Here is a 15,525-nt window from a genome sequence, read left to right on the forward strand (position 1 = left end):
GATGGGTTAATGATAGGTTAATGTCTTTTCTTTACAATAATAAAGCCTGAGTTCTACAATTCAGGCTTCAAAATCATTGGAATTTCTTTTTCGGATAATGGTCTGCCCGGACTGGCTGGTATACTGCGAAGATATTCCCCCCCCGTGAAGAATATTCAGAGAATCATTAGCTAAAAATTCAAATTCATAAAATTTCACTTCCTCCGGATTGATATCCAACACCATTTCTTGTTGATCATAACCTGCATCTTTAGGATCAGGCCTGTATTGAAATTCATATATAAAATGATGAGTTTAGGAGTTGATGACTATCCCAAGCAACAGAACAAGAACAATGAATATCTTTTTCATTAAATAATCTTTTAACTTTATAAAAACACCAAAACAACACTAATCATCAGGTTAATAAAAGGTTAATGATAAAAATACTATTTCAGTAGAATGTTAAAGTTTTATCTTTGTTTCAATGATATCCAAGAGTAAAATTCTTATCTCCGTCTTTGCTGCCCTGTTCCTTCTTTTACTAGGAATACAGGTTTATTTTATGTACAAGACCTATCAGGTCAAAGAAAGGGATATCTACAGATCCGTGAATGACGGGCTTACTAACTACACCGATAATCTGGAAGATATCCACGAAGCCAAAGAAACAAAAGATGATTCTCTTCAGCAAATCATCATCAGGTATCATAATAAAGAGATCAACAGAAAGGATTTTTTAAATTATTTCATAGAAAACAGAAAGACAGCCAGAGAAAGACTGATGCATTATATCGACAGCCGTTACCAGAAAGACGGCTATGAAATTTCTGCAAGAATCCGGTATCTCTCCATTGTTCACCTTCCGGACAGTGCTAAAGTGATTACCGAGCCTATTATCATTTTTGAGACAAATGATAAGATTAAAAATCCCCGTATTGCCAGCAACGGAAGCTGGGAAACCTCCACCACCAAAAAAGATGATTCGGATAAAGGTCAGGTTGAAAAAAGAAATACTTTTCTGGTTAAAACCCAGACCGATTTTGAGATTAAAAACATAAAGAGTATTGTTTTCAAAGAGCTTACTTTATTGATCATTTGTTGTGTTATACTTCTTTCCGGTGTTCTTTTGCTTTATATTTTCACGATTAGAAATCTGATCCAGCAGCAGAAGCAGGTAGAAGTTCTCCACACCATTGTGGATAACATTTCACATGAGTTTAAAACGCCTATTGCTACGTTAAAAATAGCTTCAAAAGCATTAAAAAAGGAATGGAATCCGGAAACACTTCCTCTTATTGACCGTCAGATTTCCCGGCTTGAAAGTCTGATGCTGCAGCTTCATAAGGATGAAATACCGGATGAAATGATTGCAATACAACCGGAGGATTGGAACTTTTTTATTGAGGATCTTGCCGTCACTTATCCCAACAAGGATTTTAACCTTGACAATACAATCTCACAAAAGCTTCCTTTTGATAAGAATCTAATGGAGACCGTTATTAAAAATCTTTGTGAAAACAGTGTAAAATATGGTGCATCTGTTGTTAACATAGCTATCAGAAATTCCTCCCAGCAGCTGGAGATTGAAGTCGCTGACAACGGCCAGGGTATGGAGACCAAAGAATTAAATACTATTTTTGAAAAATTCTACAGAATACAGAACAATAATATTCATAACAGTAAAGGGCTTGGACTCGGGCTTTATTTCGTGAAGAAAATCATTACAAATTATGGTGGCAAAATAAACGTTTCCAGCCAGCTTACTATAGGCAGTACTTTTAAAATATCAATTCCTTATGAAAACTAAAATCCTTCTGGCAGAAGACGATCCGGATTTCGGAATGATCCTGAAACAGTATCTTGAATTGGAAGATTTTGAAGTCAGCTGGTTTCAGAATCCTGAAGAGATTGTGCCGTTACTTCATGATGATTTTCCTTTTCAAATAGGAATTCTGGACGTGATGATGCCTAATCTTGACGGCTTTTCTCTGGCTAAAATGATCATCAAGGAAAAAAAGAATTTCCCATTGCTGTTTCTAACTGCCAAAAACCAAAAAATAGACCGCCTGACAGGATTGAAAATAGGCGCCGATGACTATATTGCTAAACCTTGTGATCCTGAAGAGCTTGTTTTAAGAATTAAAAATATCCTGAAGAGAACCCTTCCTCCTGTTTCGGAAAACGAGATCAAGATCGGACAGTTTTCTTTGGATACAACCAAACTTCTGCTGTCACATCCCAATGGCAATTCAAGATTAACCATCCGGGAGCAACAGCTTCTTTTGTATCTTCTGAAACACAACCGCTCTATCATTACAAGAGATAATATTCTGGATAATCTTTGGGAAACCAATGATTATTTTACAGGTCGAAGTCTTGATGTATTCATCAGCAGGCTCCGCAAGTATTTCATTAGTGATCCCGAAATAAAAATCCAATCCCTGAGAGGAATTGGATTTGAAGTCGATTTTCCAACCAACTGATTTTTATAGGGAAAGATTAACAATAACCGGGAAATGATCAGATGGATAAAGTAAATTTTCTCTTCTGTCATTGATGTGTCTGTGAGATTTTATCTTAAAACCATTTGTAAAAATATAATCAATCCTGTCTTTTGGAACTTCATTTACGTTGAAGCCAGTGAACGTTCCTACCGGACCGTAATGTTTGGTTTCTGAGTGATAAAAGGTATCTTTCATATTCTGGGAAAGGATTTTAATTGGCTCCGAATCATCTGTCAGGTTAAAATCTCCGCTCAGGGCTACCGGAAGGTTTTTAGGATTCAATTCTTTGATCTTTTTCAAGATCAGTTCAGAAGATTTTACTCTTGCAACATTTCCTACATGATCGAAATGAAGATTCATCGCCAGGAATTCTTTTTTCGATTTTTTATCTTTAAATATAGCATAGGTACAGATTCTGTTCAATGCAGCATCCCAGCCTTTTGAAGGTTTCTCCGGAGTTTCGGACAACCAGAACGTTCCTGATTTTATAACTTCGAGTTTGTCTGTATCATAAAAAATAGCAGAAAACTCACCTTTTTCTTTGCCGTCATCTCTTCCTACTCCTATATAATTGTAGTTCTTCAATCCGTTTTTAATATCCTTCATCTGCTCCGGAAGCGCTTCCTGCACTCCGAAATAATCCGGATGATAATACGTTAGTAAATCGGCAACATCCTGTTTCCTGTTGGGCCATGCATTGTCTTTATCGGATTCAACATTCAGTCTGATATTGAAACTCATCACGGTAAGGTCCTGTGAAAATCCTAATGCAAAAAGCATCAGAAACATCATTGAAAATCTGAAATTCATATGGTATTTTATCAGTAAGAGACAAAAATAAAACTTCTCTGCGACAGAAAAGCTTTATTGATATGATTATATTGTTAAATTATCTTTTTCTTCTTCTATAGATATAAAATAGTCCTGAAATTCGGTCTCCGAAATCGGCAGCTGACTTTCAAGTTTCATAACCCCTATCGTTTTGTAGTGAGCTACAAGCTTGATTTCTTTACTTTTCAGAAGCACTTCAAGCTTTTTCACCTTTATATCTTTCTTTAAAACGGCGAGATACGTGTTCATAAGTAGACCTGTATTAAACCGTTTCCTATATCTCTGTATTTTATGCCTTCAATAGGCCTGGCTTTGTTTTCAATAAGTTCCCAGATCTCTTTTGCAGATTTATTGGGAAACTGTTCCATATACAATGCTGCAAGCCCGGAAACATGCGGTGCTGCCATACTGGTCCCACTTATGGCATAGTAAAAATTATTTTTGTTCTTTGCATTTTTAGGGTAGGCGCTTACAATATCCACTCCGGGAGCACAAACATTAATATTCCCTCCTGTAGACGGATTAATCCCCGCATTTGAAAATTTCGCAATCTTCATTTGACTGTCAATAGCCCCTACAGCCATGATAGATTTTGAATTGGCCGGCATTGATACGGGTTGTGGAATCTGCGGTCTGCTACTGTCGTTTCCTGCAGCCGCTATAATAAGACAGTTATTTTCCAGTGCTCTTTCTCCTATTGTTTCAAAAAGGACAGAAGGCTGATCATCAAGCTTTACCGGAGATGCCAGCGAAAGAGAAAGTATTCTGAATTTTTTCGTAATGGCCCAGTCTATCGCATCAATCACGCTGCTGGTGGTCCCTATTCCGTTATCTGCAAGCACTTTTGCAATCTTCAAATTACAGTCCTTAGCAATTCCGTAACGTTTTCCGTTATCACTTCTGGTATTTCCTGTGGCAACTCCCGCACAGTGGGTTCCATGTCCGTTGGGATCTCTGTTCCAATCTTCTCCATCTATAAAAGACTTCCCTTCAATTTCTTCAGAGGAAAAATCGGGATGGGAGGTTTCAAGCCCTGTATCCAGAATACAGATATCAATTCCTTTTCCTGTAAAATGGGCATTTTCTAACCCAATAGCTTTCAGTCCCCATTCCATTTCAACAAATGATTGTTGAGGCAAAGGTTTACTGGTGATATATTTTTCAAGTTCAGAAATCTTTTCTGCGAGTCCGGCTGACTGTTTTTTAAGCTCATTAATCAACTGTAATTCATCGGCAGGAAAAAACTCCCGTTCTTTTTCGTAGTAAACAATAGAATTCGATTCATTTTCCACAGCACTTTTCAATTGCTCTTCATCCATATTATCTACTATAAGGATCCCAAGATTTTTGTACAGCACCCCGTTATCCTGATCAATAATTTCATAAGAACGGTTTTCTTTGGAGAGAAATTCTGAGGAAGTAATATTCACTTCCAGTTCTTTCTCTATTTTTTTGAGTGCGGTTTTCTGCTGATCTTTTAGCAAAACGATATATCTTCCGGTTTCCATAATGATCTTTTTTTAAATTAATTTCAGAAATACTTTTTCCAGGATAAGAAAAATATCTTCCGGAATAACGGTCAGTCTGAGTTTCTTATTAATTCCGGATATCGCTGTATTCTGTGCGACCAGTGAAGTCCAGAAGCTTTCAATTTTAGGAATAGAATCCATTTCTTTCAGTTTTTCATCATCCAAAATTCCATTCTGGTATAATGAAACAATGATCCCTGAAATAAGTTCTTCTGCATCCTCTAGTTTTTTGTTTTCCTTAGCCCAAATTTCCATCAGAATATCATAAATACTTTCCATTCCGTTGAATGAAAATCCCCCGAGAAGTTCTCGCCTTCCCGTTGTTATTTTCTCCATTTTTATGGGATTAAAACCTCTTTTGACTGTTGCAATCATATTCATAATTTTCAAAACTTCAGATTCATGGCTGGTACTTCCTTTGCTATGGAAATATTCAAGAGCTTCGTTAAGAAATACATCAAACCGGCCATCAAAGTCAAATGATTTTGACAGATATAAAGCCTGAACTTCATTGAAATGTTCCAGAAGCTCCTTAATTTTCTGTACGGTGTAGTGAATAAGTTGCTGCATTACTCAAAAGTTATCTGTTCTATTTCGTTGCCGTCTTTATCTTTGTATGACACAATCCTGATTCCTTCTTCCTCCATTTCCACATGCAGGTTGATGAATAGCTTATCTTTATCTTCTGCTGCACTTGTATTGGGATCTATGTAGATGTTGTTCAGCTTTGCATTCACCAGCGTATATTTATTCAGTAAAACCTTTGAAAAAATTTCTTTCAGTTCATCAGTCTCTTCTTCCGTGGTTCCGTCTTGAGGCCTGAAGATTCCGGAATCAAGAATTTTGATTTTGTTTCGGAGATCCAGTTTCAGCACTTCATTGGCAGGAAGCTTACCGAATTTCTGATCATTTTTTTCCAGTTTACTGAACAGGGCCTTGAATTCCTCAGTCTGAATCTGTCTTTTTGAAATTTCACGAATATTCAGTTTTTTCTCTTTATTCACCAGGCGGATTCTCTCATTCATTTCTGAAACAAACTGATCCTGATTTAGTTTAAAATTATATTTAGGAGCTGAATCTATATCCGTGATCTTGATCGGGATATCCATCTTTACACTGGGCAGGGCATATCGTGGAACCTTAAAATATTTAAGGTATTCATGACGGGCGTATTCTTTTGCAATAAGAACCGCGTTTTCGTCTGCTTTTTTACGAGCCTGAATTATCTCATTGTTGAGATAATCCAGGTAATCTGATAATTTTATCATTTTTCGTAAAATCTATTTATTGTGAAAGAAGTCCAAGAACTTTTTCAAGCCCAGCAGGCATTTCATCATTGGTTGCCCGTACTTTTACGCCAAGAGAATATTCTTTTTCCACTTTGATTCCCGTACTGGAAGATCTTTTATAAGACACGTCCACTTTGAATTTTACAGGTCCCCATCCACCGGATGCTCCTGCATCGATTTTAAATTCATCACTTACATCTTTGGTAAACGTTGAATTCAATTTAACATTAAAATCGACTTCACAAGATTCGATTCTGAAACTGGGAACATTCAGCAGTCCTATAAAAGGCATTGAGATTTCTACATCACTAGGAATGGTTTTAGGATTGCTTGCACTTACCGCCTCATCAGGTTTAAAATCTGGATTCGGAATATTTTTTTTGTATTTGAATTCTGCCATTCTCAGTTTTTTAGGGCTGGCAGCATTAGCAGGATCTGTAAGCTCGAAACCTACTTCATTAATAAAACTAACAGTGGCAATAGATGCATTAGACTGTGCTTTTACACAGGCATCCAAAGGTCCGCCAATGATGGTAGCAAAATCAATACTTCCTAATTCTGCTGCAAAATCTGCACTGGCAGCGTCTGAAGTTTTGAAAATTTCTTCATCAGCAGCCATTTTACCGGCAATCAGTTTCATAATCTCTGAAGAGGCACCGGAAAACGATTTTTCCCACTTTTCATCATAATTCTTTTTGAAGTCTTCTACGATACCTAACAGTTCTTTATTGGTCAATGCGCTTAATTCTGAAGTCTCAATTCCTGATACTTTTTCATAAACCGCCGGGGTAAGAACTTTTTCTACTCCTGATAAAAGGTCGATTAACTCATTTTTTGTTTTCTTGGCGTGGCTTGTTTCAAGCACTGATTTTAATGTTTCCATGTTGTTTTGTTTTTATATTAATATTGTAAAGCAAAACTACATCACTACCAATCCAAACATTGCAGGAGAACCCCTTCACTTAACCCGGAAAAACACCCTAAAATAAAAAGCCTGAACTTATGATTGTAAGTTCAGGCTTTTATAATAAATATATTTTGATACTATTTACCAGCAGAATAATTCTATGCCGGAGTTTTGCTATTGTTTTCGATATTGATATCGGGAACTACCGAATTCGGATCCAATTTCACCTCATCTATTTCTTTATTAGAATCTACTTTGAATGTCCATTCTGTATTTCTCTTCCACACTTCAACAGGAATTTTCATCGTTTGTACCGTTCCGTCTTTGAATTTGATCTGTACGGTTGTAGGCATTGGCAGCTGACCCATATTTTCAACGGTAATCTGAACTCCGTTTTTAAAATCTCCATTGATATATTTTACGTTTTTAACCGCCTGGTCAATTTTCCATTTATTAAAGAACCATCCTCTCCAGAACCAGCTTAGCTCTTCTCCGGAAACATTTTCCATCGTATGGAAGAAATCCCATGGTGTAGGATGTTTGAAAGCCCACCGGTCTATATACGTTCTGAATGCTTTGTCAAATTTTTCAGGTCCGAGAACGGTTTCTCTTAAAACAGCTAATCCTGTTGCTGGCTTATAGTAGGCCAAAGCTCCGATATTTCTTTCTCTCATATTATCCGGTCCTACCATAACAGGCTCCAGGCTATCCGTCATCAGATAACTTCCTGAGCGCGCAAGATTCGGCTTGGTATAATATTCTCCTTTATTGAAAGCTTCGGTGGAAAGCCCGTTAATGAATGTATTAAACCCTTCATCCATCCAGGCAAATAATCTTTCATTAGATCCAACAATCATCGGAAACCAATTGTGTCCAAACTCGTGATCTGTAACGCCCCAAAGATCTTCTCCTTTGGAATCCATATGACAGAAAACAATTCCCGGATATTCCATTCCGCCTTCATTTCCTGCTACATTGGTGGCAGCCGGATAGGTGTATTCATACCATTTTTTTGAATAATGTTCTATGGCTGCTTTTGTATATTCTGTAGATCTTCCCCATGCTTTTTCTCCGGCACTTTCCGCAGGGTAAGCTGAAATAGCCAAAGATTTCTTTCCACTAGGCAAATCAATTTTTGCCGCATCTAAAATAAATCCGGCAGATGACGCCCATGCAAAATCTCTTGTCTGTTTTATTTTAAACTTCCATGTTTTTGTCCCTGACGTTTTATTTTTACCAATTTCAGATTCAGGGTGAATCATTACTGTTTTATCACTATTTCTTGCCTGATTCCATCTGTTGATTTCTTCTTTGCTGTAGACTTCTTTTTCGTTCAGAAGTTCTCCGGATGCTACTACATAATGATTAGCCGGAACGGTTATATTGGCTGTAATATCTCCGTATTCTAAATAAAACTCCGAAGCTCCAAGGTAGGGTAAGGTATTCCATCCCAATACATCATCATACACACACATTCTCGGATACCACTGTGCCATGGTAAAAATTTTACCATTTTTAGTGTCCTGTATACCCATTCTGTCTGAACCGTAATCAGGAGAAACAAAAGAATATTCAATTTCTATTTTGGCAACACCTCCATTGGCTTTCAGTTCCTTTGGAAGGTCAATCTGCATTCTTGTATCGGTAATGGTATATTTTACTTCCCTTTTTCCGTCAAGTTTGATTGATTTAATCTTGTATCCGCCATTAAATTCTTCGCCATGCGCTCCATTTCTGCTTCCTGAAAGCGGAACAACCCCATTTCCTCTGGAATCTTTCGCAAACAGGTTCTGATCCAGCTGCAGCCAAAGAAAACCTAGTTTATCCGGACTGTTGTTGGTATAGGTAATTTCCGCAGTACCGGTTATCTCTTTTTTATCTTCATTCAGGCTGACATTCAAATGATAATCTGCTGAATTCTGCCAATAAGCATGTCCCGGCTGTCCGCTTGCAGAACGGGTTGCTGTACCTGTCTGCGGATAGAAAAACGGCTTAAATGCTTCTACATAATCATATTTCGGGGTTTGCTGCGCATATACAGTCCCTGAAAATAATACAACTGCAACAGTCGAAACAAGGGTTGGAAGTTTAAAATTCATTTGAAAATTATTATTTACTACATAGGTAAAAAAACTCCCGGAATTGTTACATATCCGGGAGCTTTTTTTAATATAACTTTAACTAGTTTGATTTTTTAGACTTAATCATTGCTTCCAAAGCATCCCACATTTCACTTGGGATTGCTTCAAGCATATTAAATTCTCCTGCCCCCTGAAGCCATTCTCCTCCATCTATCGTAACCACCTCACCATTCATATAGGCTGAGTAATCAGAAACCAGATATGCAGCAAGGTTGGCAAGCTCCTGGTGTTCTCCTACTCTTCTCAATGGAACTTTCTTTTTCATATCGAATTTCTCCTGAAGATCTCCCGGAAGAAGCCTGTCCCAAGCTCCTTTTGTAGGGAAAGGTCCCGGAGCAATGGCATTGAAACGAATTCCGTATTTCGCCCATTCTACAGCCAAAGATCTGGTCATCGCCAAGACTCCTGCTTTTGCACAGGCTGATGGCACTACATAGGCAGAACCTGTCCATGCGTACGTTGTTACAATATTCAATACAGTGCCCGGAGTTTTAGAATCTATCCAGTGTTTTCCTACTGAAAGTGTACAGTTTTTTGTTCCTTTTAGAACGATATCCAGAATAGAATCAAAAGCGGAGTGAGTCAGTTTTTCTGTTGGAGAGATAAAGTTTCCGGCAGCGTTATTCAATAAGATATCAATTTTACCGAATTCTTTTAAGGTCGCTTCTTTCATCGCTTCTACTTCATCCCAGTTTCTTACATCGCAAGCTACACAAAGAACTTTACCGCCTGTTTCATCTTCCAGTTCCTTAGCTGTTGTTTGTAACTTCTCCAGATTTCTGGAAGTAATTACCACTTTGGCACCCAGTTCAAGAAAGTATTTGGTCATCGCTTTTCCAAGACCGCTTCCGCCTCCTGTTACAATCGCTACTTTATCTTTTAGTGCACCTTCGCGCAGCATAGGTTGTGTATATAGACTCATAAAATATTTTTTCTTAAAAATACTAAATATTGAAATGCAATCCTTTAAAATAGGTTGATAAATAATGCTACAAATAACTATTCTTTATATAGAAGCTGTCTAAACTTTTACATTAATGATTTCTCACCACAAAAGGCACAAAGTTTTAAACACTTAAGTTTTTTAGAACCAAACCTTATGTATAAGAAGTACACCTCAGTTTTATGAAAATATTTGATTTTCATCTTATGTGATCTTTTCTCCGGCATCATTTTAAACTTACTAAAATGTTTTAAAATGAAAGCTTTTATGACTTTTGTGGTTTTGTAAAGTTGAGACAACTTTATCATTAAAAAAATAAATCAAATATTCAAAAACAAAATAGCCTGATAACAGGTACCAGGCTATTTTTTATTTTTTTTAAATGATATACTAAGAAGTAACTACTCCTTTGAATGAAAGCGCTTTAGGCGTTTTGCTATCACTTGTTGTAACGTTCACTGTTTTCATAAACGGACCTGCCGCTGCTGCATTAAAACTAGCTTCTACAAATCCTTTTTTTCCCGGCTGGATAGGAGTTTTTGTATAATCCGCTGTAGTACATCCACATGAAGGTGCTACATTTTGTATAATGATTGGTTTTGAACTTGTGTTGGTAAATTCAAATCTGATCAATTTTGGTTTTCCCTGAGGAATGTTTCCTACATCTATAGATTCTGATTTCCATTTAATAGCATCTGCAACCATTTTTACGATTGAAGGTGCATCTGTAGTAAGTACATTCGCATAAAACGGAGAGAATGCTAAAACAGCCAAAAGAGCCGTGATTTTTAATTTTTTCATGAGTATAAATTTTAATATGTTAGAAAAGGATTATCTTCTTTCGATGTAACAAATGTAAAACAGACTATGGTTACAACTTGTTAACCGCTGTCAAACATTTGTTAACGAGTTGTTAATGATAAAAGATAAATAGATATTTTTGGATAATATTGTTTCAGGAAATGAAAATAAAAAAACTCAATATTATAATAACACTGGGATTCGTAGCTATTATCGGGATTTTAATAGCTCAGCTGATGTGGACGCGCCAGGCCTATAATCTTGAAGATAAAAAGTTTAATCAAAAGGTAAATATAGCCTTAATGGAAGTTGCGGAGAAATTATCCGGAGGCAAAACTTCTTATACAGAAAACCCTGTACAAAATATTGCGAATGACTATTATGTAGTTAATATTAACAATGAATTTCATCCCATTGTTCTTGAGTATTATCTAAAAACAGAATTTACACGTTTTCAGATTAATACAGATTATGTATATGCATTATACAACTGCCACAGTGATAAAATGGTGTATGGAAAGTATATGACTTCCCATCAGGAAAGCCCAAGCAATAAGGTGATAAATTTTCCCAAGCACAAAAATCTGATCTATTATTTCTCTATACGTTTTCCTGATAAAACAACCTATCTGATCAGCTCGTTAAGGTTCTGGTATCTCCTTACATTTGCCCTTATTATCATTCTTCTGGTGTATGTTTATTCTATCTATACCATTATTCAACAAAAGAAGTTTTCAGAGCTGCAGCGTGATTTTATCAACAATATGACCCATGAGTTTAAAACACCACTGTCTTCTATACTTTTGGCTTCAGAAGCACTCAATAAGCAGGAAATGGTACAGGAAAATTCTAAACTGCAGACCTATACATTCATTATCATCAATCAAAGCCATAAGCTCAATAATCATATTGAGAAAATATTGAATATTGCAAAGAACGATGCTTCGGGATTGTCTTTAAAACCTCAAAAAATCATTCTCCTTCCCTTTATTCAGGAGATTGCGGACACCATACAGCACAAAAATACAGACCTCAACATCGAAATAGATATTGAAAACAGCACCTCCATAATGGCTGATGAATTTCACTTTACCAATATCATTTACAACATTTTAGATAACTCCATCAAGTATTGTGAGACAAAACCTGTTATTAAAATTTCATCCTATAAAGATTCAAAAGGTTTATATTTAAAGTTTAAAGACAACGGAATGGGTATCCCGGCTAAAAATATTCCTCAAATTTTTGAAAAATTTTATAGGGTACATACCAAAAGAAGCGAGGAAGTGAATGGTTTTGGGCTGGGACTATTTTATGTAAAGAAAGTAGTACAGCAGCATCACTGGAAAATTTCTGTGGAGAATAATGAAGACAAAGGAATTACCACCACTCTTTTTTTTCCGTTTTCAATTTAATCATGGGTAAGTATGGAGAAATCTAAAATTTTATATGCCGAAGATGACAAAACAATAGCATTCCTGGTTGAAGACAGTCTGGAAAGTTATTATGACATCAGCTGCTATTCGGATGGTGAATCTGCACTGGAAGCATTTAACGGTCAACATTTTGACATTTGTCTGCTGGATATTATGATGCCCGGTATGAACGGATTTGAAGTAGCAGAGCAGATTCGCAGTAAAAACTCAGACATTCCGATTATTTTCATTTCTGCAAAAGCTTTAAAGGAAGACAGAATCAAAGGGCTGAAAATAGGCGCTGATGATTATCTGGTAAAACCATTCAGTATTGAAGAACTGATACTAAAGATTGAAGTTTTCCTGAAGCGTACAAAAAAAACGAATACCTCTCCTCTGAAATATAAAGTTGGGCAATATGATTTTGATCCCAAAAATTACACGCTTCAAGGTTTAGAAACCAGTATTACTCTTACCCAAAGAGAATCTGATCTGCTTTTATATTTCATCCGCCATAAAAACCTTGTTGTAAAAAGACAGGATATCCTGAAAGCCATTTGGGGAGACGATGATTATTTCATGGGACGAAGCCTTGATGTATTCATTTCGCGATTGCGAAAAGTATTGGCTGATGAAAAGGGTGTTTTAATCGAAAACCTGCATGGAATAGGTTTCCGTTTTTCCGAAAAAAAATAAATATTGAACGAATTCACGTAAAATAAAACTGCAAATGGTGATTTTAATTAATTTTAAACTTTGAAAATTTGTCATTAATGAAAAATCACAGACCCATTGTTTTTCTGTTTCTATTATTTTTAAGTGTACATCTTAAAGCTCAAAAATTTGAAAAATTAGTACAATATGTCAATCCGCTGATCGGTACCGAAAAGATGGGGCATACTTACCCCGGAGCTACCACTCCTTTTGGGGCCGTGCAACTAAGTCCTGAAACGGATACAATCTCTTATGAACTTAACGGAAAATACAATGGTGACGTTTACAAATACTGCGCCGGCTATCGTTATGAAGATAAAACCATCGTAGGTTTCAGCGCTACCCACTTCAGTGGAACGGGACATTCTGATCTTGGTGATTTTCTGGTAATGCCTACCGTAGGAAAACTTCAGCTGAATCCCGGAACAGCTTCTCATCCTGAAAATGGTTACAGAAGTAGGTTTTCACATCAAAATGAAACCGCAGAGGCCGGATACTATAAAGTAAAACTGGATGACCACAATATTCTCGCAGAGCTGACAGCAACGTCAAGAGTTGGAATTCACCGTTATACTTTCCCAAAATCTGACCAGTCACACATTATCCTTGATCTGATGGCAGGTATTTACAATTATGATGGGAAAAATGTATGGACTTACGTTCGCGTAGAAAATGGAAATACGATCACAGGCTATCGCCAGACTAATGGCTGGGCGAGAACCAGAACCGTTTATTTTGCCATGACATTTTCAAAACCTTTTAAATCATATGGTCAGAAAAACTATGATGAAAAACAAGTATACAAAGGATTTTGGAGAAAATTTGACCAGAATCAGAATTTCCCGGAGATCGCCGGCAAGAATCTGAAAATGTATTTTGATTTTGACACCAATGAAAATGAAGCGATTGAAGTTAAACTGGCTATTTCTCCTGTAAGTCAATCCAACGCTTTGGAAAACCTGGAAAAAGAGGCTGGAAATATGAATTTTGATCAGGTAAAAACTCAAACTCAGAACAATTGGAATAAGGAATTAAATAAAATTGTCATCAAAGGTTCTGATACCGAAAAGACGAATTTTTATACTGCAATGTATCATACCTTTATCAATCCAACTACTTATATGGATGTTAATGGAGAATATAAAGGGCTTGATCAGAATGTTCATAAAGCAGGAGACTTTACGAATTATACTACCTTCTCTCTATGGGATACTTACCGTACTCTTCATCCATTTTTTAATATTATTCAGCCCAAACGAAATAGTGACATGGTAAAATCTATGATGGCTCATTATAATCAGTTTTCTATGAAAATGCTGCCTATCTGGTCACATTACGCCAATGATAACTGGTGTATGAGTGGCTATCACAGTGTAAGCGTGGTTGCTGATGCCATTATTAAAGGAAGTTATGAGGGTGATCCTGAAGAGGCGTTAAAAGCATGCATAGAAACCGCTAACAAAAGAAATTACGAAGGGATCGGACAATATATTGACCTTGGGTATATTCCAGCTGAAAAAAGTGGAACTTCAGTCTCTAATACTCTGGAATATGCTTATGACGACTGGGCTATTGCACAACTGGCCAAACATTTAAACAAAACAGAAATTTATAATCAGTTTATTAAGCGATCTGAAAACTGGAAAAATAATTTTGACAAAACCATTGGATTTATGCGTCCGCGTCTGGCAGATGGAAGCTTTAAAAAAGATTTTGATGTGTTGAGTACACATGGACAAGGCTTTATTGAAGGAAACTCATGGAACTACAGCTTCTTTGTTCCCCAAAATCCGGATGAGCTGATCACGATGATGGGCGGAAAGAAAAAATTTGCATCCAAGCTGGACGAGCTGTTCACCATGCATTTACCTGATGAATTCTTTGCCGATACTGAAGATATTACCCGAGAAGGAATTATTGGTGGATATGTTCATGGGAACGAACCTGCTCATCATGTTGCCTATTTCTATAACTGGGCAGGACAGCCTTGGAAAACACAGGCACAAATCCGCCGTATTCTGGAAATGCAGTATAAAGCTACACCAGACGGACTGGGAGGAAATGATGATGCCGGACAAATGAGTGCATGGTATATTTTAAGTTCATTAGGGTTTTATCCTGTCGCTCCCGGTTCAGAAGATTATTCTATCGGAAGCCCTGCGGTTGATAATGCCGTATTAAATCTGGAAAACGGAAAAACTTTTGAAATTGAAGCCATCCATCAGGATCCAAAAAATGTATATGTTCAGAAAGTACTTCTGAATGGAAAGGAGATCAAAAATTTTACTTTGAAACATTCTGAGATTATGAATGGTGGGAAGCTTACCTTTTATATGGGAAGTAAGGCAAAAAAGTAAAATATTCTAGATGATTGATTAGATGATTGGTTTTAAACATCTGAGTAATCAAGCAGATCTGCGAGAGCTAAAAATAAGTTTTGGCTAAAGCCAATGGAAGATCTATCAATAA

15 protein-coding genes are annotated in these 15,525 nt (G+C 36.7%); 5 read left to right on the top strand and 10 right to left on the bottom strand.

Annotation, left to right across the window (positions count from 1 at the left end; genetic code table 11):
- Positions 1-60: 60 nt before the first annotated feature.
- Positions 61-225, bottom strand: coding sequence for a hypothetical protein (locus AC07UM_RS22750; RefSeq protein ID WP_494685046.1), 165 nt, complete (start codon positions 223-225; stop codon positions 61-63).
- 241 nt (positions 226-466) lie between these two features.
- On the opposite strand from AC07UM_RS22750, the gene AC07UM_RS22755 reads away from it, so the two are divergent.
- Both AC07UM_RS22755 and AC07UM_RS22760 read left to right on the top strand, forming a co-directional pair.
- Entirely contained in the window at positions 467-1,789 is a 1,323-nt protein-coding gene (locus AC07UM_RS22755; protein WP_494685047.1) for a sensor histidine kinase, read from the top strand.
- Complete coding sequence (locus tag AC07UM_RS22760) at positions 1,779-2,465, top strand: response regulator transcription factor (protein ID WP_494685048.1); 687 nt, start codon at positions 1,779-1,781, stop codon at positions 2,463-2,465. Before AC07UM_RS22755 ends, AC07UM_RS22760 begins: the two co-directional genes overlap by 11 nt.
- A gap of 3 nt (positions 2,466-2,468) precedes the next feature.
- Here the strand turns inward: AC07UM_RS22760 and AC07UM_RS22765 are convergent, their stop codons facing one another.
- The 9 genes from AC07UM_RS22765 to AC07UM_RS22805 all read right to left on the bottom strand — a co-directional run bounded on the left by AC07UM_RS22765 (position 2,469) and on the right by AC07UM_RS22805 (position 10,927).
- Positions 2,469-3,296: an endonuclease/exonuclease/phosphatase family protein gene (locus tag AC07UM_RS22765; RefSeq protein ID WP_494685049.1), complete on the bottom strand. Its 828-nt coding sequence runs from the start codon at positions 3,294-3,296 to the stop codon at positions 2,469-2,471.
- Positions 3,297-3,362: 66 nt separating this feature from the next.
- Positions 3,363-3,566: a hypothetical protein gene (locus AC07UM_RS22770; protein ID WP_152291063.1), complete on the bottom strand. Its 204-nt coding sequence runs from the start codon at positions 3,564-3,566 to the stop codon at positions 3,363-3,365.
- Positions 3,563-4,825, bottom strand: a complete 1,263-nt coding sequence (locus tag AC07UM_RS22775; RefSeq protein WP_494685050.1) for a S8 family peptidase — start codon at positions 4,823-4,825, stop codon at positions 3,563-3,565. Before AC07UM_RS22775 ends, AC07UM_RS22770 begins: the two co-directional genes overlap by 4 nt.
- Before the next feature lie 12 nt (positions 4,826-4,837).
- Positions 4,838-5,416, bottom strand: coding sequence for a hypothetical protein (locus AC07UM_RS22780; RefSeq protein ID WP_494685051.1), 579 nt, complete (start codon positions 5,414-5,416; stop codon positions 4,838-4,840).
- Entirely contained in the window at positions 5,416-6,114 is a 699-nt protein-coding gene (locus tag AC07UM_RS22785) for a hypothetical protein (RefSeq protein WP_494685052.1), read from the bottom strand. The genes AC07UM_RS22780 and AC07UM_RS22785 overlap by 1 nt, the downstream gene beginning before the upstream one ends.
- Positions 6,115-6,130: 16 nt before the next feature.
- The gene (locus AC07UM_RS22790) at positions 6,131-7,018 is read right to left on the bottom strand and encodes a DUF2589 domain-containing protein (protein ID WP_494685053.1); all 888 of its coding nucleotides are present in this window, start codon (positions 7,016-7,018) and stop codon (positions 6,131-6,133) included.
- Between the two features lie 182 nt (positions 7,019-7,200).
- Positions 7,201-9,141, bottom strand: coding sequence for a M1 family metallopeptidase (locus AC07UM_RS22795; protein ID WP_494685054.1), 1,941 nt, complete (start codon positions 9,139-9,141; stop codon positions 7,201-7,203).
- Positions 9,142-9,223: 82 nt separating this feature from the next.
- Positions 9,224-10,105: an SDR family oxidoreductase gene (locus tag AC07UM_RS22800; RefSeq protein WP_494685055.1), complete on the bottom strand. Its 882-nt coding sequence runs from the start codon at positions 10,103-10,105 to the stop codon at positions 9,224-9,226.
- Positions 10,106-10,516: 411 nt separating this feature from the next.
- The gene (locus tag AC07UM_RS22805; protein WP_494685056.1) at positions 10,517-10,927 is read right to left on the bottom strand and encodes a DUF1573 domain-containing protein; all 411 of its coding nucleotides are present in this window, start codon (positions 10,925-10,927) and stop codon (positions 10,517-10,519) included.
- A 161-nt stretch (positions 10,928-11,088) separates the two neighbouring features.
- Here AC07UM_RS22805 and AC07UM_RS22810 point away from each other — a divergent pair, with 161 nt between their 5' ends.
- The 3 genes from AC07UM_RS22810 to AC07UM_RS22820 all read left to right on the top strand — a co-directional run bounded on the left by AC07UM_RS22810 (position 11,089) and on the right by AC07UM_RS22820 (position 15,413).
- Positions 11,089-12,342, top strand: coding sequence for a sensor histidine kinase (locus tag AC07UM_RS22810; RefSeq protein WP_494685057.1), 1,254 nt, complete (start codon positions 11,089-11,091; stop codon positions 12,340-12,342).
- A gap of 12 nt (positions 12,343-12,354) precedes the next feature.
- Positions 12,355-13,038, top strand: a complete 684-nt coding sequence (locus AC07UM_RS22815; protein WP_494685058.1) for a response regulator transcription factor — start codon at positions 12,355-12,357, stop codon at positions 13,036-13,038.
- A 77-nt stretch (positions 13,039-13,115) separates the two neighbouring features.
- Positions 13,116-15,413 carry a GH92 family glycosyl hydrolase gene (locus AC07UM_RS22820; protein ID WP_494685059.1) on the top strand — a complete coding sequence of 766 codons (2,298 nt, stop codon included), beginning with the start codon at positions 13,116-13,118 and terminating at the stop codon, positions 15,411-15,413.
- The last annotated feature ends 112 nt before the right edge of the window (positions 15,414-15,525 follow it).

The organism is Chryseobacterium sp. GW821-FHT04C04 (genome assembly GCF_059420365.1).

Coding starts and splice junctions, on each gene's coding strand:
- AC07UM_RS22805 (WP_494685056.1), bottom strand. CDS start 10,927: ATGAAAAAATTAAAAATCACGGCTCTTTTGGCTGTTTTAGCATTCTCT.
- AC07UM_RS22780 (WP_494685051.1), bottom strand. CDS start 5,416: ATGCAGCAACTTATTCACTACACCGTACAGAAAATTAAGGAGCTTCTG.
- AC07UM_RS22785 (WP_494685052.1), bottom strand. CDS start 6,114: ATGATAAAATTATCAGATTACCTGGATTATCTCAACAATGAGATAATT.
- AC07UM_RS22795 (WP_494685054.1), bottom strand. CDS start 9,141: ATGAATTTTAAACTTCCAACCCTTGTTTCGACTGTTGCAGTTGTATTA.
- AC07UM_RS22790 (WP_494685053.1), bottom strand. CDS start 7,018: ATGGAAACATTAAAATCAGTGCTTGAAACAAGCCACGCCAAGAAAACA.
- AC07UM_RS22815 (WP_494685058.1), top strand. CDS start 12,355: ATGGAGAAATCTAAAATTTTATATGCCGAAGATGACAAAACAATAGCA.
- AC07UM_RS22770 (WP_152291063.1), bottom strand. CDS start 3,566: ATGAACACGTATCTCGCCGTTTTAAAGAAAGATATAAAGGTGAAAAAG.
- AC07UM_RS22820 (WP_494685059.1), top strand. CDS start 13,116: ATGAAAAATCACAGACCCATTGTTTTTCTGTTTCTATTATTTTTAAGT.
- AC07UM_RS22810 (WP_494685057.1), top strand. CDS start 11,089: ATGAAAATAAAAAAACTCAATATTATAATAACACTGGGATTCGTAGCT.
- AC07UM_RS22760 (WP_494685048.1), top strand. CDS start 1,779: ATGAAAACTAAAATCCTTCTGGCAGAAGACGATCCGGATTTCGGAATG.
- AC07UM_RS22800 (WP_494685055.1), bottom strand. CDS start 10,105: ATGAGTCTATATACACAACCTATGCTGCGCGAAGGTGCACTAAAAGAT.
- AC07UM_RS22765 (WP_494685049.1), bottom strand. CDS start 3,296: ATGAATTTCAGATTTTCAATGATGTTTCTGATGCTTTTTGCATTAGGA.
- AC07UM_RS22750 (WP_494685046.1), bottom strand. CDS start 225: ATGGTGTTGGATATCAATCCGGAGGAAGTGAAATTTTATGAATTTGAA.
- AC07UM_RS22775 (WP_494685050.1), bottom strand. CDS start 4,825: ATGGAAACCGGAAGATATATCGTTTTGCTAAAAGATCAGCAGAAAACC.
- AC07UM_RS22755 (WP_494685047.1), top strand. CDS start 467: ATGATATCCAAGAGTAAAATTCTTATCTCCGTCTTTGCTGCCCTGTTC.